The organism is Mucilaginibacter phyllosphaerae (genome assembly GCF_004378255.1).
In the GTDB taxonomy this organism is placed as follows: domain Bacteria; phylum Bacteroidota; class Bacteroidia; order Sphingobacteriales; family Sphingobacteriaceae; genus Mucilaginibacter; species Mucilaginibacter phyllosphaerae.
The window spans coordinates 579,859-602,751 of sequence record NZ_SNQG01000003.1 but is presented as its reverse complement, the minus strand read 5'-3'; the positions used below and the strand labels follow the sequence as shown (position 1 = coordinate 602,751).

20 protein-coding genes and 1 pseudogene are annotated in these 22,893 nt (G+C 45.1%); 8 read left to right on the top strand and 13 right to left on the bottom strand.

Going from position 1 to position 22,893, the window contains the following annotated elements; all coding sequences use genetic code 11:
• The gene (gene dinB / locus E2R65_RS11010) at positions 1–1,059 is read left to right on the top strand and encodes a DNA polymerase IV (RefSeq protein WP_134336580.1); all 1,059 of its coding nucleotides are present in this window, start codon (positions 1–3) and stop codon (positions 1,057–1,059) included.
• Between the two features lie 650 nt (positions 1,060–1,709).
• Positions 1,710–3,026 (top strand): ammonium transporter, encoded by a 1,317-nt coding sequence (locus E2R65_RS11005; protein WP_134336521.1) that lies wholly within the window; start codon positions 1,710–1,712, stop codon positions 3,024–3,026.
• A gap of 157 nt (positions 3,027–3,183) precedes the next feature.
• Here the strand turns inward: E2R65_RS11005 and E2R65_RS11000 are convergent, their stop codons facing one another.
• From E2R65_RS11000 to E2R65_RS19730, 7 genes are all read right to left on the bottom strand, one after another.
• Positions 3,184–4,206, bottom strand: coding sequence for a ferredoxin--NADP reductase (locus E2R65_RS11000; RefSeq protein ID WP_134336520.1), 1,023 nt, complete (start codon positions 4,204–4,206; stop codon positions 3,184–3,186).
• A gap of 9 nt (positions 4,207–4,215) precedes the next feature.
• Positions 4,216–5,670: an amino acid permease gene (locus E2R65_RS10995; protein WP_134336519.1), complete on the bottom strand. Its 1,455-nt coding sequence runs from the start codon at positions 5,668–5,670 to the stop codon at positions 4,216–4,218.
• Positions 5,671–5,802: 132 nt separating this feature from the next.
• Complete coding sequence (locus E2R65_RS10990; protein ID WP_134336518.1) at positions 5,803–7,086, bottom strand: PepSY-associated TM helix domain-containing protein; 1,284 nt, start codon at positions 7,084–7,086, stop codon at positions 5,803–5,805.
• A gap of 24 nt (positions 7,087–7,110) precedes the next feature.
• Positions 7,111–8,322 (bottom strand): DUF4374 domain-containing protein, encoded by a 1,212-nt coding sequence (locus tag E2R65_RS10985; protein WP_134336517.1) that lies wholly within the window; start codon positions 8,320–8,322, stop codon positions 7,111–7,113.
• A gap of 15 nt (positions 8,323–8,337) precedes the next feature.
• Positions 8,338–10,668 (bottom strand): TonB-dependent receptor, encoded by a 2,331-nt coding sequence (locus E2R65_RS10980; RefSeq protein ID WP_134336516.1) that lies wholly within the window; start codon positions 10,666–10,668, stop codon positions 8,338–8,340.
• Between the two features lie 233 nt (positions 10,669–10,901).
• Positions 10,902–11,060, bottom strand: a complete 159-nt coding sequence (locus tag E2R65_RS20005) for a hypothetical protein (protein WP_449406716.1) — start codon at positions 11,058–11,060, stop codon at positions 10,902–10,904.
• Positions 11,061–11,073: 13 nt separating this feature from the next.
• Positions 11,074–11,334 (bottom strand): hypothetical protein, encoded by a 261-nt coding sequence (locus E2R65_RS19730; RefSeq protein WP_183500394.1) that lies wholly within the window; start codon positions 11,332–11,334, stop codon positions 11,074–11,076.
• Here E2R65_RS19730 and E2R65_RS19845 point away from each other — a divergent pair.
• Positions 11,294–11,428 (top strand): annotated as a pseudogene (locus E2R65_RS19845) (RtcB family protein); the annotation flags it as partial. The gene E2R65_RS19730 and the pseudogene E2R65_RS19845 sit on opposite strands and share 41 nt — an antisense overlap.
• Before the next feature lie 954 nt (positions 11,429–12,382).
• Here the strand turns inward: E2R65_RS19845 and E2R65_RS10965 are convergent.
• Positions 12,383–12,970 (bottom strand): porin family protein, encoded by a 588-nt coding sequence (locus E2R65_RS10965; protein ID WP_134336515.1) that lies wholly within the window; start codon positions 12,968–12,970, stop codon positions 12,383–12,385.
• Between the two features lie 124 nt (positions 12,971–13,094).
• Here E2R65_RS10965 and E2R65_RS10960 point away from each other — a divergent pair, with 124 nt between their 5' ends.
• The 3 genes from E2R65_RS10960 to E2R65_RS10950 all read left to right on the top strand — a co-directional run bounded on the left by E2R65_RS10960 (position 13,095) and on the right by E2R65_RS10950 (position 15,824).
• Positions 13,095–13,310, top strand: a complete 216-nt coding sequence (locus E2R65_RS10960) for a hypothetical protein (RefSeq protein WP_134336514.1) — start codon at positions 13,095–13,097, stop codon at positions 13,308–13,310.
• Positions 13,311–13,373: 63 nt separating this feature from the next.
• Entirely contained in the window at positions 13,374–15,110 is a 1,737-nt protein-coding gene (locus E2R65_RS10955) for a S41 family peptidase (protein ID WP_134336513.1), read from the top strand.
• A gap of 162 nt (positions 15,111–15,272) precedes the next feature.
• The gene (locus E2R65_RS10950) at positions 15,273–15,824 is read left to right on the top strand and encodes a hypothetical protein (RefSeq protein ID WP_134336512.1); all 552 of its coding nucleotides are present in this window, start codon (positions 15,273–15,275) and stop codon (positions 15,822–15,824) included.
• 67 nt (positions 15,825–15,891) lie between these two features.
• Here the strand turns inward: E2R65_RS10950 and E2R65_RS10945 are convergent, their stop codons facing one another.
• Both E2R65_RS10945 and E2R65_RS10940 read right to left on the bottom strand, forming a co-directional pair.
• On the bottom strand, positions 15,892–16,509 hold the full coding sequence (locus tag E2R65_RS10945) for a hypothetical protein (protein WP_134336511.1): 618 nt from the start codon (positions 16,507–16,509) through the stop codon (positions 15,892–15,894).
• Positions 16,510–16,622: 113 nt separating this feature from the next.
• Entirely contained in the window at positions 16,623–18,449 is a 1,827-nt protein-coding gene (locus E2R65_RS10940; protein ID WP_134336510.1) for an FAD-dependent oxidoreductase, read from the bottom strand.
• Positions 18,450–18,534: 85 nt separating this feature from the next.
• Between E2R65_RS10940 and E2R65_RS10935 the strand changes: the two genes are divergently transcribed.
• Positions 18,535–19,065 carry a YfiT family bacillithiol transferase gene (locus E2R65_RS10935; protein ID WP_134336509.1) on the top strand — a complete coding sequence of 177 codons (531 nt, stop codon included), beginning with the start codon at positions 18,535–18,537 and terminating at the stop codon, positions 19,063–19,065.
• A gap of 127 nt (positions 19,066–19,192) precedes the next feature.
• Here the strand turns inward: E2R65_RS10935 and E2R65_RS10930 are convergent, their stop codons facing one another.
• Positions 19,193–20,743: an NAD(P)/FAD-dependent oxidoreductase gene (locus E2R65_RS10930; protein ID WP_134336508.1), complete on the bottom strand. Its 1,551-nt coding sequence runs from the start codon at positions 20,741–20,743 to the stop codon at positions 19,193–19,195.
• Between the two features lie 243 nt (positions 20,744–20,986).
• On the opposite strand from E2R65_RS10930, the gene E2R65_RS10925 reads away from it, so the two are divergent.
• Entirely contained in the window at positions 20,987–21,556 is a 570-nt protein-coding gene (locus E2R65_RS10925; RefSeq protein WP_134336507.1) for an RNA polymerase sigma factor, read from the top strand.
• Here the strand turns inward: E2R65_RS10925 and E2R65_RS19840 are convergent.
• Positions 21,528–21,827 (bottom strand): ABC transporter permease, encoded by a 300-nt coding sequence (locus tag E2R65_RS19840; RefSeq protein ID WP_308472295.1) that lies wholly within the window; start codon positions 21,825–21,827, stop codon positions 21,528–21,530. The genes E2R65_RS10925 and E2R65_RS19840 overlap by 29 nt on opposite strands.
• 44 nt (positions 21,828–21,871) lie before the next feature.
• Complete coding sequence (locus tag E2R65_RS10915) at positions 21,872–22,774, bottom strand: MBL fold metallo-hydrolase (RefSeq protein ID WP_134336506.1); 903 nt, start codon at positions 22,772–22,774, stop codon at positions 21,872–21,874.
• Between the last annotated feature and the right edge of the window lie 119 nt (positions 22,775–22,893).

The window sequence follows — 22,893 nt, the reverse complement described above, 5'->3', positions numbered from 1 at the left end:
ATGGATGCCTTTTATGCATCTGTTGAGCAGCGCGATTTCCCAGAATACCGGGGCAAACCGCTGGTGGTAGGCGGCCTGCCCGAAGGGCGTGGTGGCGTAGTGGCAACGGCCAGTTATGAGGCACGTAAATTTGGCATACGATCGGCCATGTCATCCAAACAGGCGCTGCAGCTTTGCCCGCATGCCCTGTTTGTACGGCCACGGTTTGCCGCATATAAAGAGGTATCGCAAAAGATCCGCGAGATTTTTAGCCGCTATACCGACCTGATAGAACCCTTGTCTTTAGATGAAGCCTATCTGGATGTAAGCAACGACAAACTAAACATCGGCTCGGCCATTGAAATTGCACAGCAAATAAAAGATGCGATCAAAAATGAACTGAACCTGACGGCATCCGCCGGAGTGTCGGTAAACAAATTTGTAGCTAAAATAGCCTCGGATATTAAAAAGCCGGATGGTTTAACCTTCATCGGCCCCTCATCTGTAGAAAGTTTTATGGAAAGCCTGCCCATTGAAAAATTTTACGGCGTTGGCAAGGTTACGGCTGGTAAAATGAAAAAACTGGGCTTATTTACCGGCGCCGACCTGAAAAAGCTGACCGAAGAAGAAATGACCCGCAGCTTTGGCAAAGCCGGTGCATTTTATTACCGGATAGTAAGGGGCATGGATGACCGCGAAGTGCAGCCGCACCGCGAAACCAAATCTATGGGTGCCGAAGATACCTTTGCTTATGACCTTACCGGACAGGAAGAGATGCATGCCGAGCTTGCAAAAATTGCCAAAACCGTGCATGACCGCCTGTTAAAATACCAGCTAAAGGGCCGAACCATAACCCTCAAAATAAAATACAGCGACTTTAGGCAGATCACCCGTAGCCAGTCGCTACCCAATTGTACAGATGAAATGGAGATACTGCTAAGTACCACCAAAAATTTACTGGCAGCAACCGATATAGAAAATAGCCGGATCAGGTTACTTGGCATTACGGTTTCTAACTTTTTACCGATGCCCGTAAACAATAAACCACCAACAGACCAGCTTTCGCTCTTCGATATTTAAATAATGATAAATATTCCGGCCACTTCTGCCTAAATATTTCAAAAAAGTTTGCGCTATCGCAATAGTTTCCGAAAAAATACTACAATTAGTTAAAAAAATATCACACAGACTATTTAAAGCAACGATTTATAAATCTATTTTCATTTTTTAGCTCCATTTTTAAAGAATTTTATAAAATTTTATGATTTTTATTGACAATATGATTTTAATATTGCTATTTTAGCGTATGCAATTGTTACAATTAAAACCATTTTTAATACTTAACACTCAAATTAATTCCATCAGGGGCTTAATTGAGGCAAATTTTGCCAAGATCAAAAGCTATATAAAGCCATCTGCACAAATAAATTCGCACAAAAATGGAATTATAATGAATTTAACTTTTGTTTACACAATTAAAAAAGAGAAATCTTTAATAAAAAAAGATATCACATCTTATTTCTACAAAAATCATCTAAAACTTGCATTAAACACCGCGACAGTTTATAAAAACGGCCCTTATCACAAATTTGTAGCATCAGCCAATGGTTTGCACACCGGGCTGATGCTATTTTTAAATGAATTGCCCGGGCCTGCCGCTAAACATCGTTTTATAAAATACTGACCAACACTAACTATTAACTAAATCCTAATTCACTTAAATCAAAAAAATGAAAAAAATTGTACCCTTTGGAATCCTCGTTATCGTTGTGATACTTGCTTTTATGTATCCGGGTAATGTGGCCGCTGCCAAACCCGCAACAACTTACAATGGTGCAGACATCGCCTGGATGCTGATCTCTACCGCACTTGTGTTATTGATGACACCGGGCCTGGCCTTTTTTTACGGCGGTATGGTGCGCAAAAAGAATGTTATCTCTACCATGTTACAAAGCTTTGTATGTATGGGCCTTATTACCATCATTTGGGTAGTATTTGGTTTCAGCATGGCTTTTGGTACAGACGTTGGCGGATTAGGCATCATCGGTAACCCTAAATCATTTTTTATGATGCAGAACACTTTAGGTGTTGCCTGGTTAGGCGGTACCATCCCGGTTATCCTGTTTGCCATGTTCCAGTTAAAGTTTGCAGTGATTACCCCGGCGCTTATTACCGGTGCATTTGCAGAACGTATCCGTTTCAATTCTTACTTAATTTTCATTACGCTGTTTATTGTTATCATCTACATCCCGCTTGCGCACGCAACCTGGCACCCGGAGGGTATCTTCTTTAAATATGGCGTGTTAGATTTTGCCGGCGGTACCGTAGTGCACATGTCTGCAGGTTGGGCGGCATTAGCATCAGCGTTATATCTTAAAAAACGTACCGGTGCCGAAGATGCTCACACCCCTGCACGTATCAGCTACGTAATATTAGGTACCGGCCTGCTTTGGTTTGGCTGGTTTGGTTTCAACGCGGGTTCTGCATTAGGTTCTGGTGAGTTAGCTGCTACGGCTTTGGCTACCACAACTACCGCATCTGCCGCTGCTGCCATGTCGTGGATCTTCTTTGATATCCTGAGAGGTAAAAAACCATCTGCAATGGGTGCCTGTATTGGTGCTGTTGTAGGTTTGGTTGCTGTAACACCTGCTGCCGGTTTCATCACCGTATCAAGCTCGCTTATTGTGGGTATTGTTGCCGCGGTTGTGAGTAACCTGGTAGTTATCTGGAGAAGCAAAACCAATATTGATGATACGCTGGATGTATTCCCTTGCCACGGTGTAGGTGGTATGGTGGGTATGTTAATGACAGGTATATTTGCTACCCAAAGCGTTAACAGTGTAGGAAATACTACAGGTAATGGTTTAGCTTATGGCGAAACAGCTTTATTCATCAAACATCTTGTTGCCTTGGTTGCCGTTTCGGTATTTGCTTTTGTGGGGGCGTTTATCCTGCTTAAAGTAACAGACCTGATCAGCCCGCTGCGCGTTACTGCCGAAGAAGAAATTGCCGGTTTAGATGTAACCCAGCACGACGAAGAACTATAATAACTAACTATACTGATTAACTAACGAAGAAAAGGGGGTGCGAAAGCATCCCTTTTTTGATTTTAAACAATTCGCTTTAATTATTGGGCCTAAAGCTACATTGTTCGCAATAACCAAACAGGCTTGCAGCACCTGTAAAACCAAACACCGTAAATTGCTACTTATATATGATCTCCACATCATCTGTAAGCGCGTGGCCGGTGCAGGTAAGTATCCAGCCTTTGGCTATGTCGTCATCGGTAAGCACTTCGTTTTTGGCCATTTCTACCTTGCCGGTTTTGCAAAAAGCCACACAAGCAGCGCAAATTCCGCTGCGGCAACTATAAGGCAGTTGAATTTTATTTTGCAGGGCAGCCTGCAGTACAGATTGATTTTCGCCCGCCTGTACATTGTGCAGCCTGCCATCATAATTAATGCGGATGGTTTTTGGCGGATAATTGGTTTGGCTGCCGGTAACGGGCACGGTTTCCAGCACAAAATTTTCTTTATGTATCTGCGGTGCGTGGATGCCCATATACAGCAGCGTAAGCCGTATCATCCGCATATATACAAACGGGCCACATAAATAAAACTCCGCCTTTGCTTTATCAAAATTTAGCTGCTGCTTTACCAGCTGCTCTACCCGGATATTGGTTAACCGGTTAGCATCACTGCTAAACAGGTGGGTAATATTAAATCTATCGGGGTAGGCTGCCAATAGCTCATTCAGTTCGTTATTAAACAAAACGGCTTTTTTATCCTGGTTACTGTAAATTAAATGCAGCCGGCTTTTACCCGGGCGGTTCAGCACATATTTTATCTGCGAAAAAATGGGAGTGATGCCACTCCCGGCGGCAAAAAATACCAGGTCTTTTTCTGCCTCAAAGTCATTTACGGTAAAAACTCCTGCAGGTTCGGCCGCATTTAAAACATCGCCAACATTTACCCTGGTAAGCAAAAAACGCGAGATCTCTCCATTGCTTACCCGCTTAACGGTAATAGCAAGCCGCTCATCATCGGGCGATGAGCTTAAGGAATATGAACGGCGTACCTCCTGATTATGGTGGTTAAAAACCAGCGTAATAAATTGCCCGGCCTTATATACGATGTTACTACCAACCGCCCGCACTAAATAAAAAGTAGCGGTATCGGGCAGTTCCCATTTTATTCCATCAACACGTAATTGCAGTAACCCGGCCATTTATCAATATTATTCTTTTTTTGCAGCCAACGCCTTGCGCAGCACACTATTTTTTTTGCCGTAGGTAAAATAAATTGCCAAACCTATTGCCAGCCATATAATCAGCCTTAGCCAAGTATCACCCGGTAAAAAGGTCATCATGGCAAAACAAGTTAAAATACCCAATATAGGCACCAACGGCACCAGCGGCGTTTTAAACGGGCGATGCACATGCGGCTGCTGCTTACGCAAAATTAGCACCCCGGCGCATACCATTACAAAAGCAAGTAAGGTGCCAATGCTGGTCATCTCGCCAACCACGCGGATGGGCACAAAAGCTGCAAAAATAGCAATAAAGGCACATAACAGCATATTTGATTTCCAGGGCGTACGGAATTTTGGATGCACTTCTGAAAACACCTTTGGCAGCAAACCATCTTTAGACATAGAGAAGAACACCCTCGACTGGCCCAGCAGATCTACTAGGATCACCGAGGTGTAACCTATAAGTATAGCCAGCACAATAGCTTTGCTTAACCATTGATAATGCGTTTTTTCGATAGCGATAGCAACCGGTGCGCCCGAGCCTATAAACTCTTTATAATTAGCCATCCCTGTCATCACATGGGCAAAGATCACAAACAGGATAGTGCACACCACCAACGAACCGATAATACCGATAGGCATGTTACGCTGCGGGTTTTTGGCTTCCTGCGCTGCGGTGGATACGGCATCAAACCCGATGAATACAAAAAACACCAGCCCGGCGCCACGTAATATGCCCGACCAGCCATAATCGCCCCAAACACCTGTATTTTGCGGGATATAAGGATGATAGTTTTGCGGATTGATGAACGACCATCCTACAGCTATAAACACCAGCACTACGCCTACTTTTAAACTTACAATAATGGCATTGATAAGCGCAGAGCCTTTAGTACCGCGAATAATGATGCTTGTTACCAACACAACTACCAGGGCGGCAGGCAAATTAATAATGCCGCTTACCACATCGCCGTTGGCCGCTTTGGCCGTTTCAAAGGGAGAAAGTGTTAATTGCGGGGGCAGATATAAATCAAACCAGGACAAAAACTTGGTTAAATATTGCGACCAGCTGATCGCTACGGTTGCTGCACCTACGGCATACTCCAGCATCAGGTCCCAACCGATTATCCAGGCAAAAAGCTCGCCCATGGTGGCATAAGAGTAGGTATAGGCGCTACCCGCAACCGGTATCATGGCCGAAAATTCGGCATAGCACAAGGCTGCAAACGTACAGCCCAAAGCAGCAATTAAAAACGATATGGTAACTGCCGGGCCCGAATGCTGGCCGGCGGCAATGCCTGTTAATGAAAATAAGCCCGCGCCAATGATAATACCTATCCCGATAAGTATCAGGTTAACCGGGCCGAGCGAGCGTTTAAGTGAATTTTCGCCTACTTCTTCAGATTCTTTCAGCAGAAGTGCTATGGGTTTTTTGATCATGCCTCAATAAAGTCCACAAAATTAGTAGATTATCAGGCAAACTCTAATAAATACTTTTTTTAGATTAAAACATGAGCATTTTATGACGGTGATCTACGCTGTTACGCTATCAGCTTAGTATCAAAAGGGGCATCACCCTTCTGTTACGGCAACTGATAATTTTTTTTGACGCAAGGCTGCATTACCCGTAACTATGGGTGCGGATTTGGCACCTGCGCGCTTTTTGGGCTTTTTATTACGCTTGCCCCACCAAACCAGGAAACCTGTTACCGGCAAGCTGGCACCGATGAGCGAAGCTAAAAACGCCATAACTTTTCCGGGCAACCCCAGTATTGCACCTATATGTATGTCGTAATTCATCTTACGTACTTTTTGGCCAAAGCCGGCCTTTTGGTAGGGTACGGCATAAGGGTCTGTCCGTTTCATTGGTTTTAGGGTGTATTGGTCAAACGTATAGCTGCGGCTATTATAAAATTGCCCCGCAGTTGGGTACACAATAACGGCAATGGTTGATGCCGGGTTGGCCATATCCGGGTAGTTATAATAAAAACCCATTGATTTGGGGTTTTCTGCCAGTACCTTTTCCCAAATTAGGTCCATCGCTAATTTAGGATCTTTAGCGCCGGCCATTTGCAAGCTGTCAGACTTTAGCCTTCTTGCCTCTTTTAAAGTTTCGCCGCCCGTTGTTACCCAATACAAGCCGTCGCTAAACCAGCGCAGGCCGAAAACCATGCCGGTCATCGCAATAAACAAAAGAAACAGCATGGCATAAAAGCCGAATACATTATGCAGATCAAGATTAACGCGCTTAAAGGATGCGCCCCATTTGATCTTAAAACTTTTGTCGCGGGTAGATTTGTTCCACTTTTTGGGGTACCACCAGATCAGCCCGGTGATCAACAGGATCACAAAAATAAGCGTGGCGTAATCTACTATAAGCCGGCCAATATCATAAGGCAGCCAAAGCGCCCGGTGCCCGTTTAAAATAAAACGAAAAAAATCAACCTGGCCTTTCTTGCTAACCTGCTTACCTATGATGCGGCCGTTATAGGGGTTTACCTTTAACAAAACACCGCCGCCACCACGCCGAACCACTTTGCCGGGTTTACGCAAAAACAGGTTAATCACCTTACCCTGCTGATAATTGGCGTAAGCAGGTATCAGTTTGGGGTATTCCCTTTCGCCAATGGCGGCCAGTGCTGCTGGCGTAAGTACCGGCTTTTGCTGGTACACAATGTTGGTTTCGGGCTCCAGCAGGCCGGTTATCTCTTCATTAAACACCCAAATGCAGCCCGTGAGACAAACAATAAACACAATAATTCCCGAACCCAGCCCAAGCCATAAGTGCAGCCAATTATTGATTCTTTTAAAACGCGAGCCGTTTGACTTCTTTGCCTTGTTTTGATCAGGAATCATCGTGTTTAGTTATACTTTAAAAAATTAGTTTAAAAATTGTATCGATGTGATAGAACCGCCTTCAACTTTTAAACCCTGAGTGGCAGTTTGCGTGGCGGCATCTATTTTATAAACATAGCTGGTGCCGTCTTTCAGGTTAACGCCTATGTAGCCCGTTTTGCCGTCTTTAGGTGTATAGTTGCTAAACGTAAGGCTAACCATATCTGCTGTTGCCGGCATGCCCGTAACTTTTTGGAATGTTTTGTTTACTACATTAACAATGCCTATGGTTTTACCTATAGTATAAGCACCTTTTTCTGCCTTTGTAGTGGCGTTTACAATAAAGTTGTTGTTGCCCAGGTACATCCAGTTGGTAATGTTCATACCACCGCTTACATCCTCAAAATTGAAAAAGTAAGACTGGTCAAACTCTGTTGTGCCCGATTTGATGCGTGTAATGGCCGACGGCTTGGTTGAAGTTAACACACCGCCCTTAGCTGCTACAGATGCCGAGAAAGCATAAACGTCGTTATTCTCCGTCAGGGCAAGGCCGTCTGTAAAATACCTGCCTATAAAACTGGTGCGGGTATCTTTAATCACTTTTTCTAATTTCATATCCGCATAATTAAACACCGCGATCGACGCCTCGTCTGGATAGTTGGTGGCAAAGGTCCTGTCTATAATGGTAAAATATGGCGCATATACCTTGTCGCCAATTTGCTTTATCCAGCTAAAGTGCGCCATTTCGCCATTGCCGCTAAGTTGCAGCGTGTTGGTTGTGCCCTCTGATGTGATCAGCAGGCTGTTAGTATTAACCTTGTACCAGTTAGATAATGGGGTTTCTGTGCTTCTGGAGATCTTAAAAAGCAAAAGATCATCTTTAACGGGGGCAAATGCCTGCACGGTTTCTGTTTGAAAATTCGTTAGTTTATTCAGCTTGCCGTCTTTTACATCATAAGCGGTTACTGCGCCCGGGTTGCCCTGGCCGTAAAGCAGGCTAAAAAACTTGTTGTTGGTAGTTACGTAGTAACGGTAAGTCCCGTCTTGCTCTATACCGTTACCGGCCGTAGATATTGAACCTGTTTCCAGGCTGCCGGCCGTAAGCAGATAATCGGCTACGCCGGTTGATGCAGCAGGGGTTACAGCAAGAATATAATTACCCGGATTTTCTGGCACCGGTGTACCGCTATCATTTTTGGAACATGATGCAAATGTGGCGGCAACTAATAGTGCCGCGATCGTAGATCTGATTTTCATATATATGTGTGTTACTTAATTGTTTGTAGTTTTATTGATAAAATAGCGCAGGTTGAGGTAAAAACCACGACCGGGTTTTTGCAAACTAAAATTATCGTAAAGCAGTGCGTCGGCAATGTTCCGGCCCTCTATGCCGATATTATATCTGCCATTTTTTACGCTGTAAACCAAGTTGATATCATGGCTTATTTGTTGTGGAATATCCAGCTTATCGCCTCCGCGGCTTGGCCAGTACAGGTAAAAAGCATGCACGTATAGCAGGTTGTAGCCGATGTTTAAATTATTGCCCCGGGCACCAACATTTCTTAAAGACACAGAGGCATCGGCGTTGCCGAAAAAGTAAGGGATGTTGGGCATCTGATCTTTATAAACCGGGCTAACACCGCTGTAACCCGGTTCGTACTTTTGCAGGTTTTGCAGGTACTGGTAAGTTGCAGTAGCGCCAATATTAAGCCATTGTTTGTAAGAGTATCTGATCTCGCCATCGCCGCCTACCGTTCTTACACCATCGCGGTTATCAGCCACCAGTTTTGATTGATTGTTATTTAAGCGGTTGTAAATAAAATTAGTTGCCTGCCGATAGATAGCATTTGCGTTAACCTGAAACTTATTGCTCGGGTTGATGGCGAATGCATAGCTTAAACCCAGGTTAACGTTGTTGCTTTGCTCGGGCTTCAGGCTTGGGTTGCCTTCCTGGTTCTCTATATCACCAAATATCTCCTGTGCCTCGGGCATCCGGTTGGTTAGCTCGTATGATGATTTGATCTGCAGGTTTGGCGTTAAAAAGTACGCAGTAGCAATACCATAACCAAGTTTATTGGTAGTGGCAGCACTGCCATTTGTACCGGTTGAGTTATTTTGATAAATGTATTTCCCAAATACCGATGTGCTCCACTTATCCTTAATATCATAGCTGTAACCCAGCCCTAACACATTTTTCTGCGTTTTTGCAGGCAGATCATCTGTACCCGGGTTTAACGGATCGGCGCCTTTACGGTTAAAAGTGGTAAAAACGTTACTTAATGCTATACTTTGGCGGCCATCCATCCTGTAGTTAAGCATGGTGGTAGCTATACCGTTATTATTTTTGTACTTATAAAGGCTTCTTGCGCGTTCGCCGTTTGAACCGTTTGGCTTACTGTTGCCAAACCAGTCGTAACGCACATTCATGGTATCGATATTGGTTTCGCTACCCAGGTTATAATTGGCATTGATGGTTACATCCAATCCTTTCAATAAGTCAACCTTTTTATATTTCAGGGTGGGCATTACAATATCACCGCGGCGATGCCAGGCACCAAAAACAGATACCATGCGGGCGCCCGTTTGGATCTCTTTATAGTTTTTACCCAGTGTAATCCCGAACAATAATTTATCGGCATAACTTTTATCAACTACGCCAATATTGGCTATCAGCGTTTCGTTATGATACTGATCATGAAAGCGGCGCAGGTAGGCCCCCGGTGTGTAAGCGCCGGTATTGATATCCGCTGCATCTACCTTTACTTTATAATCGTTATCCGAAAAATTCTGAAAAGCATTCAACTGAACGGTAAACCCGCTTTTAGTGGTGGCCGCGGCATTGATAACGCTGCGGTGCGTATTAAAAGAGCCGTAGGAATAAGAAGCATCCACATAGTTGCGGTAACGGTCGCCGGTAATGATGTTGATAGCACCGCCCAGGGCGTCGGATCCGAGCCAGATGGGCACTACCCCTTTGTAAACCTCCAGCCGGTCGGCAATATTGATGGGGATATTATTGATCTGGAAAGATGACCCAAAATTATCCATCGGGATACCATCAATAAAATACCGCACATGGTTACCAGAGAAACCATTAAGAGAAAGATTAAAGTTTGAGCCTACGCCACCGGATTCCCTAACGCGAATGCCCGATACGCGATCAAGCGCCCCGGCCAGATCTAAAGTGGTATTGTAAAGTTTTTTTGCATCAACAGCCGTTACGTTAAAAGCTTGCCGGTTGGTTTCTTTTACAGCGCTGCGGCCGGTTACGGTAACCGTTTCCATGTTAACCGCAGCATCTTTAACCGTAAAGTGAACTTCAGCCTGGTTACCGGCTGATACGGTAAGTTCTTTTTGCTGTGTTTTAAAGCCTACAGCGCTTACCGTAATTTGGTAATAACCGGATGGGACTGCTTTAAATAAAAACAACCCTTGTTCATCCGTCATGGTGCCTGTTCCCTGCTGCAACATTACCGTTGCAGCGCCCACGGGTGCCCCTGATGAATTGATAACCTTACCCCTGATAGAACCGGGGCTTTGAGCGAGTGTAAAAATACTATAGGCGCATAGCACGGCCAATAGCAAAAATTTTCTAAATTGCATTGCTTTTTGATTGACGTTGAGGAGCAACCCGGTTTTGCCGGTCGGCCGTACAATTCCACTTGTACGGCTATTTTTTTCCTTCCGCAAATATAGCGTTATTTAGAACAATTACAAATAAGCTTTTAAGCTATATGGCTTTTTGATCAAAAATCAAATAAACAGGTTAGCACAGGCCTGTTAATAACAATCATTTAGATTGCCAACATCAGGTAAAGAGCTAAGTGCAAAAAAAATTATTCAGGGATATTATCTGAAGAAGTACTATCCGGCACCTTATAACTCTCCAAAGTTTCGTACAGCTGTTTTTTGATCTGTTTGACCAATATCCCTGGCCCAAGTACCCGGAGTTTTGACCCGAAACCTAATAACTCTCGCTCCAATTCAAAATTCATAATTACACGGATACTAATGATTACCCTTTTCATCTTCGCTCAATAACTTTTTTGTATGATACAGCGGCTTGGTTATTACATAGGGTGCATTTTGGGCGTCAATCCAAAACACTACTTCCACATCGCGCTGTCCGGGCGTTTTGGTTACCCCTATTACATCGTTATAATAAGCTGAAAGATCGATAGTGATGTTTTCTATATACTCCCCATCGTGCGCGGTGATGGTTTGGATCCATAAAATTGCCCGTGCCCTGGGTGTTAAACCGATAAGCATGATAGAGAACCACCACAACTTTGCCTGGAAAGAGCAACTGGCCGATGGTACCGAAGTAATGGTGCACCGCAAAGGCGCTACCCGCGCAGGAAAACTTAGTTGAAGTATTGGCTAAATTTGAGCCAAGGATAGTGCGGATGGCAGATGCGAGGGAGAGGCCGGAGGATTAGTTGGCAGTTGGCGCGGCAGCCAACCCAAATTCCCTTTTACGATAGCCACGGGAGGGTGCGGCTGTCATCCTGAGCCTGTCGAAGGACGCGCGCAAAGGCAGGGAGGGGTTTAACCGCCATAGTTCCCCTGTCGAGATAATAGCCCATGAGTAGACACAAAGTACGGGGCTTGTGCGATTCCCTTTCAACGGGAGGGTGCAGGGAGGGTTTCGGCGTAAAGCATGGCGAATAAACCCCTCCCTCCACTTCACAGCCCTATGCACCCCTCCCCAAGGAGGGATTTAAACTACTCAATAGCCCCTATATCCCCCCCCACTGGTCGAAGTTTCCAACTTCGACCTAAAACATATTAAGCTTTCAGCTTAATGCAACTTTTAAATATCCTGATCCATCATTTCAATCTCCTGACCGGCCTTAATAATTTTGCCGTAGGCAACAAAGCTCCATTCTATCGTAATAAACACTTACTGGTTCAGGAGTACCACTAAATTTACCATTCCACGCGTTTGGGTTACCCAATGATTTGATAAACCGGGCTATTCAGGCCGTTTGAAGGGCGAAAAAAGGTCGTATAAATTATCCTTTAACTGATCATATTTGCCAGCTTCCACCCAAAAATGTGTAAAGCTTTCAGGCTATATCCATTAAAAAAAAAATAAAGAAATATCTTTATAAATAGCATACCTCACCCTACCCGCCATTTGCAGGATTGATCCTTTATTTCGCACATTAACATAAAACACTGTTTTACAGTAGGATAAGATAAGCAGAATTACGTATATCAATGACAATCAGTCGTTTAACTTATGTTCACGATGTTCACACCTGTGAACGTGAACACCCAGGGCCCGGCCGATCAGCATGCAGCCAATTCCCCATTAAAAAAACTTGAAACCCACACTCAGCGCCCAGATATTTTGCCGCTGGCCGTAGTTTTCGTTTATTTTGGTAAGTCCGCCTTCGTAGCGCAGGTCGGCAGTAATGTGGCCAATATCAATGCCGCCGCCTACCTGGTAGCCGAGGGTACTCTTTTTATAATCGCCAAAATCCTGATAGGCGCCGTTCACATTATCGCTAAAACTTTGGTTTTTATCTAACAGGTAACTATAAACCGGCCCCGCCATTATCCTGAAGTTTAAGTTATCGCCCCCAAAACCTTTACCTATTAATAAGGGCACATTTAAGCTGGTAAAGGTTACTTTACCATTGGTGGTAACGGTATTGTTGTTATTGTTAAAATCAAACTTACCGCCGCTGCTGCCCAGGTAAAGTTCGGGCTGCAGGTATAGGCTGCTTCCAAAACGGGCAAAAAGGCCTGCCTGGTACCCGGTTACAGATGATTCGTTTACGTTACTGGTATTGATCTTTGAGAAATTGATACCGGCTTTGGCGCCTACAGAGAATTGTGCCTTTGCACTTATTGCCGCTATAAATATTAAAGCAAGGCTTAACAAACATTTTTTCATGGTTTTAATTGTTTTGGTTTACAAACGGTTTAGAGGGGCATTGTTGTTAAAAGTTTAACAACGTGCAGCACATTAAACGCATGCAACGGTGTATTTTTTATATTTTTGTTTAAATATTTATAGCATGGCAGAGATAATGATCAGTAATAAAGACTGGGAACGTATAAAAATAAAGGTACAGCGCAAGTATAACCACCTTACCGACGAGCAATTACAATATACCGAAGGCCAGGAAGAAAGCCTGATAACCCGCTTAATGGAGCTGGTAAACCGCGATAGAAGATACGTGGTTTTTACCCTTACCAAGGCATTAATGAACATGGATACTAACCGCCTTTAATATCAGTTTATTATAAAAAGCCGCTGGGCTTTTATATATTTATAGTTCAACAGGTTAAAGGGTATGGATAAAAGGATGATAAGCAGGTACAAAAAACCGGTTTTGTACACAGGGCTACTGGCATTAGCTGTAAGCGTATGGAGTTTTCAGGACGATCTTTTCCAGATATCTAAAAACCTGGATGTGTTTGCATCGGTATATAAAGAGGTTAATATTAACTATGTTGATGATATCAATTCGGCCAAACTGGTTAAAACCGGTGTGGATGCCATGCTGGATGGCTTAGACCCCTATACCGAGTTTGTACCCGAATCTGAGATTGAAGATTATAAGCTGCATTATGTAAGCACCCAGTACGGCGGCATCGGCGCAAGCATTTTTTTGCGCGATGGCAAGGTTTTTATATCTGATGTATTTGCAGGCTTCCCCGCCCAGAAGGCAGATATCCGGCAGGGCGACCAGATGCTGAAGATAAACGATGCTGAACTTGCCGGTAAAACCAACGAACAGGTAAGCCAGCTTTTAAAAGGATCTAAGAGCGCCGCAGTTAAGCTAACCATGAAACGCGATGTCGAACAGCCGGTTGTAAAAAGCCTGGTGCGCGACGAGATCAAACAACCAAACGTAGTATATGCCGGTATGGTTGCCGGCAATATGGGCTATATTAAACTAAACAAGTTTTTAGAAAATTCGGCCGATGAAGTTACTGCTGCGCTATCCGCTATCAAAAAGAATAACCCTAACGGCATCATCCTGGATCTGCGCTCAAACGGGGGCGGTATTTTGCAGGAAGCGGTTAAAATTGTAAATCTGTTTGTGCAAAAAGATGTGCAGGTAGTATCGCAAAAAGGGAAGATAAAAGAGAAAAACTTTACCTACAGTACGGTATCAAACCCAATGGAACCTACTTTGCCATTGGTGGTTTTGGTAAATAGCCGCTCGGCATCTGCTTCAGAAATTGTTGCCGGGGCACTACAGGATCTGGACAGGGCAATTATTATAGGGCAACGCAGTTATGGCAAAGGCCTGGTGCAGCAAACCTTTAATTTGCCTTATAACAGCCTGGTTAAGGTAACAGTTGCCAAATACTATGTACCATCCGGCCGTTGCGTGCAGGAGCTGGATTATACGCATCGCAAAGATGATGGCAGCGTAATTAAAGTGGCCGATTCATCCATACATGAATTTAAAACAAAAAATGGCCGCTCGGTTTATGATGGCAGCGGCATTTACCCGGATATATTTATTAAGCAGGAGCGGTTTGCCAATGTTACCCAAACACTGGTAAGCAAACTGCTGGTATTTGATTATGCTACGCAATACCGCAACACGCATCCCCAGCTTATCGACCCAAAATCGTTTACTTTAACAGACGAAGGTTACGACGATTTTACCCGGTACCTTGAAGGGAAGAATTACAGTTACAGCACTATATCTGAAAAAATGCTGAACAGCCTTAAAACCGAAGCCACAAAAGAGAAACAATTTAACGGCATACAGGCCGAATACGAAGCTTTAAAAGCAAAACTGGCAGCCAGTAAAAAAAACGACCTGCAATTGCATAAAACCGAAATAAAACAAGTGCTGGAGAATGAAATAGCATCCCGCTATGCTTATGAAAAAGGCCGGTACGAGGCTAATTTTAAATATGATAAAGAATTAGCCGAAGCCGTTAGAACCATGCAGGATAAGCCCCGCCTGGCATCTATACTAAACGGCATCGGCGATTATAAAACCATTGGTAAACCCGTATTAGCCATGGCAGGCAAAAAAGTTGCCGATAAGGATGATGACGATTAGTTAGGGCGAAGGCAAGGATTAAAGGCTAACTATTCTCGCTTGTTTTACACTTTTACCTTTTAACCTGTTGCCCCATAATAATATTGTAACATCACTGTGATAACATTTATTGGTTAAACTTTAATGGCTTATGGTTGTCATACATGCAAAACAACAACTAATATGAAAAAGATCACGATCACTGCAGCTATATTTTTAAGCTGCATAGCATACAAATCAGCCGATGCGCAGGTTAGTTTAAGTATTAACATTGGCAGCCAGCCGGCGTGGGGCCCTGTGGGTTACGACCGTGCCGATTATTACTACATGCCGGATATAGATACCTATTATGATGTACCGGCACACCGGTATGTGTATCTGGAAAACAATGCCTGGGTGCGCAGGGCTAGTTTACCGCCAAGATACAGCAACTACAACCTTTACAACGGCTATAAAGTAGTAGTGAACGAGCCAAGGCCATGGACCCGCGCTACTGTTTACCGCACAAAATATGCCAATTACAAAGGGCGTACCGGCCAAACTATCATACGTGATAGCCGCGACGTTAAATATCGTAATTACTGGATGGGTAATAACAGCCGCCGCCCGGTACGTGTTGTAGAGAACAAAAAAGTAGTTAAATATAAAAATAACGACCGCCATGATAACGGCCGCCACGAAGGAGGGGATGACCGCCATCATGATAAGGGCAAAGGCCATGGCCGCGGGCACTAAATTTTTGCCGGCACTATTTCAAAAACAAAAAAAGAGACTTTAATCGGTCTCTTTTTTTGTTTGAAAGCTATCTGTTTAAAAGGCCCTTAACCAGGGGCTGCCATTGCGGGCCGGAAAGGCCGTTACGGGCGCCAAGTGCAACAATGGTATTACGCACCGTATCGTATAAGCCGGTGCCGCTGTTATTGGGCATTTCGTTACGGCCGTAAACTGCAGCGCTAACGTGGTTTAAATATCGTTCTACAATAAAGGTATTGGTTGATGCATGGCTAAAAAAATGTGCTGTTGCCTTATCCGGGTGGCGGGGGTTTGCCACCGGCCTGATAGTCATGGTTAAATATTCGCTTTCGGCGTGGGCATCAATAATTTCTTCCATCGCTTCTATCCGTACCCATTCCTTACCGTCACCGGCCAGCGAACCCGGCGTAGGCAAAGGTAAATCGATAGAGAACAGGTCGCCTTTTTGGGCCATCTTGTAAATTTCGGCACCCTTGGTATCTGTGATAGCAAATTTTGCCGAATGCGGCCCGCTAAATACATGCCATTGTGATATATCTTTCAGCCTGTCCTTAGCCAATAAAAATAACTGATGTGCCTCCTCAACAGTTTCGCAATCGGCAAAATGTATAAAGTCGTTATGTTCGCCTTCGGTTTGCGGCGGTATGTTATCTGCGGCGGTATGCATAGTCTTTTGTTTATAACAACAACAAACCGGCGTATCTGGTTGTTTTTATTTTCAGCTTTAGCCATCGATAGCATCTATTTCCGTCAAAGATCCTTTTTAACAACCATCAAACCCTAATTTACCATTTTGCCGCTGATGTCTACCTTGCGTGCAAATGGATTAAAGAAGCGGTTGGCCAGCACGGCAAATTCGCGGCGGGTTACAGGGCGGCTCAGGTTAAATTCTGCAGGGAAATGATAATAGCTTTTCCAGGCTTTACGGGTTTCTAACTGTAGGTTTTTAGGATCGCGCAGGGTCATTTCGCTAATGTAGCTCAACAGGTTGGCCACAGTAAACAACTCGCCGGGTTTTTCTTTATTAAACCACAAAAAAGCGCGTGCATACAACTCATTCATCAGGGGTTGCACCTCATCGGTACGTACGTCGGTATCGGGCATAAACAAAACCTCTGCGGTTTGGCCTGCAGCCTTTTGAATTCCCTGCAGCATCCCGGTTGCACCTACCTGCTGTATGGGGCGGTAATCGCGGTCGGTAGTTTTAATATCGGCAAAAGGCATCAGCATACCCTTATGATCCAATATCTCGCCCTGTATCACGCGGGGGCGCAGGTTTTTGGTGGTGGTTTCAAAAAACACGCAATAGGCGGCGGTAGCGCCAACACCCTGCCCAATCGCCATCTGCACGGCGGGGTCGGTTACGCTGCCATTTACCAGGTGCGTTACCGACAGCGCCTTTTCGGTAACCAGCAAATTTTCCTGGTCCTTTACTACCACGGCGCCCAGCGGAATGCTATACGCCGGGAATGGCGGATAATTTACCGTTGGCACACCCGCTGCGCTGTAATAATGGCCAGGCAAGGCATCGCCTACGGCAATACTGGTACGATACAGTTTGCTTTGGCGGTTATAAGGGGTATAAATATCATCCAGCACCATGCGCACCAGCCCTGCAGAACGCTGGTTCTCGCGGATAAATGGGAGATAAGGCAAATGGTCGGCCGTTGGGAAATCATCTGCCGGCCCCAGGTTTTTAAATCCCCGTTCGGTTTGCAGGTAGTATATCAGGCCCAGGGTGCGCAGCTTTGCCTTGCGGAAGGTAGCCTCCCTATTTTCGGGTATCAGATCATTACTCGTTACCGAATACTGGTTACCGCAATCGCCGGGGTTAAGCAGGTATTTATCATTGGGCAAAGCCGTAGCTGCCAGCAACTTTTTAACATCAGCGTTTTTAAGGCAGGCATATTGCCCGGCATCGTAGCCTTCGGGCCGTGGGATGGTGCGGCCGGCCCCGCGGCCAAAATTCTTTAAAACAGCCAGGTAGCTAATATCCTGGATCTGGTTAGTGGCATTCTGTGGTGCAAGGGCCTCCTTAGTATCGCTGCGGCTATCAAAACCGGCAGTAAGCAACACACCTGCCCCGGCTGCTACATCGCCCAGTTCGGTAGCGTCTACAACTATCTTTGCTTTTATAGTAAGCGGTTTGCCGCCTTCTATTATCGTAACCACCCAGCCGGTACCCTCTTTTTTGACAGAGGTAAAACGGGTATTCATTTTAACAGTAAGATTTTTTACTGTATCCGCCATTTTTTTGAGGATAGCCGCACCGGTAGCCGGCTCAAACACTAAAGGAGCATTACGCGTGGTATCATACCCTAATCGCATTTTATAAACATCGCGTACACGCGCCCTAAATTCGGCATAGATACCCGATGCCAGGTTACGGTTACCTGTAAGTATGCACATACCGCCCGCCGTTATACTGCCACCCAGCCATGGGCCTTGTTCTGTAAGCATGGTTTTTACATTGCTGCGCGCGCTTTGTATGGCTGCTGCAACACCGCTTGCCCCACCGCCCACCACCAAAACATCCGTACGAATGGTTTCGGCAAAGACGGATGAGCAATTAAGCATCAGCAATAACACGAGTAACTTTTTGATCATTGATGGGGCAAAATAACTGTAAAACGCTAAATTAGGGCAATTACTTATGCAACAATAATAATTATACGCTTATATAAAACTAAAAATGACAGATGAACAAATGCGTTACCCTATTGGTAAATTTGCACCGCCGGTTAGCTATACCGACGACCTGAAACGCCAGTGGGTACATGATATTGCCACCTTGCCCGGCCGGGTACGCGAGGCAATTATCGGCTTAAATTACCAGCAACTGGATACCCAATACCGCACCGGCGGCTGGACGCTGCGCCAGGTTGTACACCATTTAGCCGATAGCCACATGAACTCGTTATGCCGGTTTAAGCTGGCCCTTACCGAAGATAACCCCACCATAAAACCATATGACGAGGCCGGTTGGGCCATACAGCCCGATTACCGCCTGCCGGTAGAACCATCTATTAAAATGCTGGAGGGTATCCATCAGCACCTGGTGGCCCTGTTTGAAAGTTTTACCGAAGACCAATGGAGCCGTACTTTTATTCACCCTGAATCGGGCAGTGTAACATCACTGGAAAAAAACCTGGCTATATATGCCTGGCACAGCAACCACCACTTGGCCCATTTAACAGAAACGGTGAAGCGGTTTAAAGCATAATATAGTGCAGAGTACTGAATTGAATCTCCAACACCGAATATCAAACGGTATTTTGTGTTGGAGATTATTTTGATCATCAATTGAATAGCAGGGGACTTAACCGCAAGGCCTATTATCCTTATCAGGATCAGTTAAAATATCTTGCTGCACCATCGGCACAATTTACCCCGTCTATAGCTGCAGAAATGATGCCGCCTGCATAGCCCGCACCTTCGCCGCATGGAAACAGGCCTGCAACCTGCGGATGCTGAAAGGTTTCACGATCTCGGGGTATTTTAATGGGTGACGATGTGCGCGATTCTACACCTACCAGTATGGCCTCGTTGGTATAATAGCCTTTCATTTTATGGCCGAAAGCAGGCAGCGCTTTACGCAAGCGGTTGTGGATCCAGTGGGGCAGCACCTCTTTCAAATCTACACTTTTACATCCCGGCAGGTAAGAATTTCCGGGCAGGCCGGCAGATACGCGCCCCTCCACAAAATCAACCATGCGCTGGGCTGGGGCAACCAGGTTACCGCCGCCAGCCTTAAAGGCCAAATGCTCTACCTGCTGCTGAAAGTTAAGCATCCTAAAAGGGTCGTTCAGATCCCCTTTGACATCTTCCATATTTATCTGCACTACCGTGCCCGAGTTGGCAAAGGGGTTATTCCGTTTGCTTGGGCTCCAGCCGTTCACTACAATCTCATCCTGCGCGGTGGCGCAAGGCGCAATGATGCCGCCGGGGCACATACAAAACGAAAATACGCCCCGGTCTTCTACCTGCTCAACCAAACTATAGTAAGATGGGGGCAGGTCTGGTCCGCGGTATTCGCAATGGTATTGGGCGCGGTCAATAATTTCCTGCGGATGCTCTATGCGCACCCCAAGTGCAAACGGCTTTGCCTCTATCAGAATATCCTGGCTGTGCAGCATCCTGAAAACATCATGCGCGGAGTGGCCGGTAGCCAATATCACGGCATCAGCAAAAAGCTTTTCGTCGTTGGATAGCTGCACCCCTTTTATCTTGCCAAATTCAACCAGCAGGGCAGTTACTTTGGTATCAAACAAAACCTCGCCGCCTGCCTGTAAAATACTTTCGCGCATGGCGGTGATGATCTGCGGGAGTTTATTGGTGCCTATATGCGGACGGGCATCCACTAAAATGTCTTCGGTTGCGCCATGTGCCACAAAGGTTTTTAATACGCTATTCACATCGCCGCGTTTGGTGCTGCGGGTGTAAAGTTTCCCATCAGAGTAGGTACCTGCGCCACCCTCGCCAAAGCAGTAATTACTTTCGGGGTTAACCAGCCCCTGTTTATTGATGTTTGCCAGATCGCGGCGGCGCTGTTTAACATCTTTGCCACGCTCCAGTATTACAGGCTTTAGGCCTTGCCCAATGCATTGTAAAGCGGCAAAAATGCCTGCCGGGCCTGCACCAACAATAATAACCCTTTTGGCATCCTTTACATTTTTATATTGAGGGTTATAGATCTCGGTTTGTACGGGCTCATCCACAAACAGCCTTACCTGCATGCGGTAAAGCACTTTGCGGCCACGCGCATCTATAGAGCGCTTGAGTACCCTGATACCGTTGATTTTTTGCTGCGGTATTTTTGCTGCGGCCGAAGCTAAACCTGTTAAAATTGCTTCATCTTCCTGCTGCCCGGGAGGGCAAACAATTTCTACTTCTTTTATCATGCTGTAATGCCGGGTTTTTATCCCGGATGCTGCAAAGATACTTATCTGCTGGCAGTTTTTTGTGCGCGGCTAAAACCTGATTGTAATTAAACATAGTGCCAGCTGATTGTTCGGGTACGGAACATCAACCGTACGCTATCGTACACCTTGCAGTGCTTTTTAAATTATAAGTATTTGATAATAAAATACTTATAAAAGTGGATTCATTTTGGCACAGGCCAATGTATAATAAATAACAAAAAGATGATGACCACCGCCGATAACCGCTTACAAACACTTTGGAATGGGTGCCTGCGTAATGACCGTAAACAACAGGAAATGTTATATAAAGTATTAGCGCCTAAAATGCTTTCGGTTTGCATGCGCTACGCTAAAGATAAAGATGAGGCACAGGATATACTGCAGGAAGGTTTCATTAAAATGTTTAAAAACATGGCCAATTACCGCGGCGAAGGAAGCCTGGAAGGGTGGATCCGCCGGATTATGGTACATAGCGCCATTTCGCGTTACCGTAAAGCCAAAAGCGTTGTACTGGTTGATGATTTTGCAGAACAGAATATCCCGGTGAGCAACAGCTACAACGATAACGGTTTAGAAGCCCGCGACCTGATGAATATGGTGCAGGAACTGCCTGCTACCTATCGCTCGGTATTTGATATGTATGCCATTCAAGGTTTCTCTCACCAGGAGATCAGCAGCAAATTAGGCATGACCGAACTACTATCGCGCACAACCCTGTACCGCGCACGCACACTGCTTAAAAACAAACTGATGAGCCTGGCCATTAAAGAAAAGGCCTGTATGGCAGGGTAAGAGATCCTTCCTGTCCTCTCCTTCGAGAGGGATCTAAATTTACTTTGAATGATTTCGGTTTGGGCATGAAATAATAAGCCACAGGCGAGGCTATCATGATGGAAATAAAAACCATTATGGCAAAGTTTTTGGATAGTAATTGCCACACGGCGAACGCAGAGGCACCAAGCACTTTCCGTGCACCTATTTCTTTAGCCCGCTGTTCAGCCATAAATGATGCCATGCCAAACAGTCCTAAACAACTGATAAATATAGCCAGGCCGGCAAACACAGAAGCCAGCTTACCTATGCGTTCTTCATTACCAAATTCTTTGTTTAGTTCCCGACAGCTTTTAAAACAAAAGGTTCGCCGGGTGCAAGTACTTTGATCCGTTCTGGGTTAGAAACCAGTTTCTTCAATTTTGCCGGATCTCCGTTAAATGGTGTAAAGTCCGGCGCGTCAACAAAACCCCAGTGCCCTAATAATACTGTGGCTTTTGGATAAGCATTAACCAGTTTTGCTGAGGCTTCGAGTCCAAGGTGCCATTGCGCGTCCTCAGAATAATCCAGCAGGATCACATCCGGCGCAGGCATATGCAACTGTTCTTCCATTGGGCGGGAATCCCCGGTGGCATAGATCGTACCGTCCGGCGTATCGAACCAGAACCCACAAGCATCACCCGGAGCAAAATGTCTTTGACCCGGCCTTGGATAGGCATTTTGCCAGGCGTGGTCTGCCGGGATCAGCTTGCCCTTTACTTTTCCGAATTTAAATTTGCCGCCGATGGGATATCCAAAAGATTTCAGACCATCATTCTTCATTAGAGAATCTACGTAGATCGTCGAATAGAATGCAGTAGTTACAGGAGCGATGTCTTTGAAGGTTTCCACGCTGTAATGGTCGTTGTCACTATGAGTGGCAAATACAGCATCCAAATGCGGCACCTCTTTAGGCAGGATCGGAAATTTCATCAGCAAAGGCATATCATAGCCTTCCAGCAATGGGTCGATCATGAATGTGGTTCCCCGGCTGTTGACCAGGAAGCCGGCCATGCCCAGCCAGCGAATAGTAGTATTGTTTGATTTGGCAAAAGCTTCCTTACCGAACGGTTGCGTTGTAGGTGCCTTCGCCTGGTATTTTTTTATGGTTTTAATCTTTGCTATATCCGTTTTTGATTGTGCATGAATGCCTATTGAAGTAAAAACAATAGCTGTAAGTAAAAGGAATATGTTTTTCATGATCATGTTTAATTCATTGTCAAAGGTCTTGGAATTTATCTACCTGATCTTTACACATATTCCTGTAATACCAACCAATATTCCAGATTATCTATTGGCTTTAGAAAAACCGGATTACT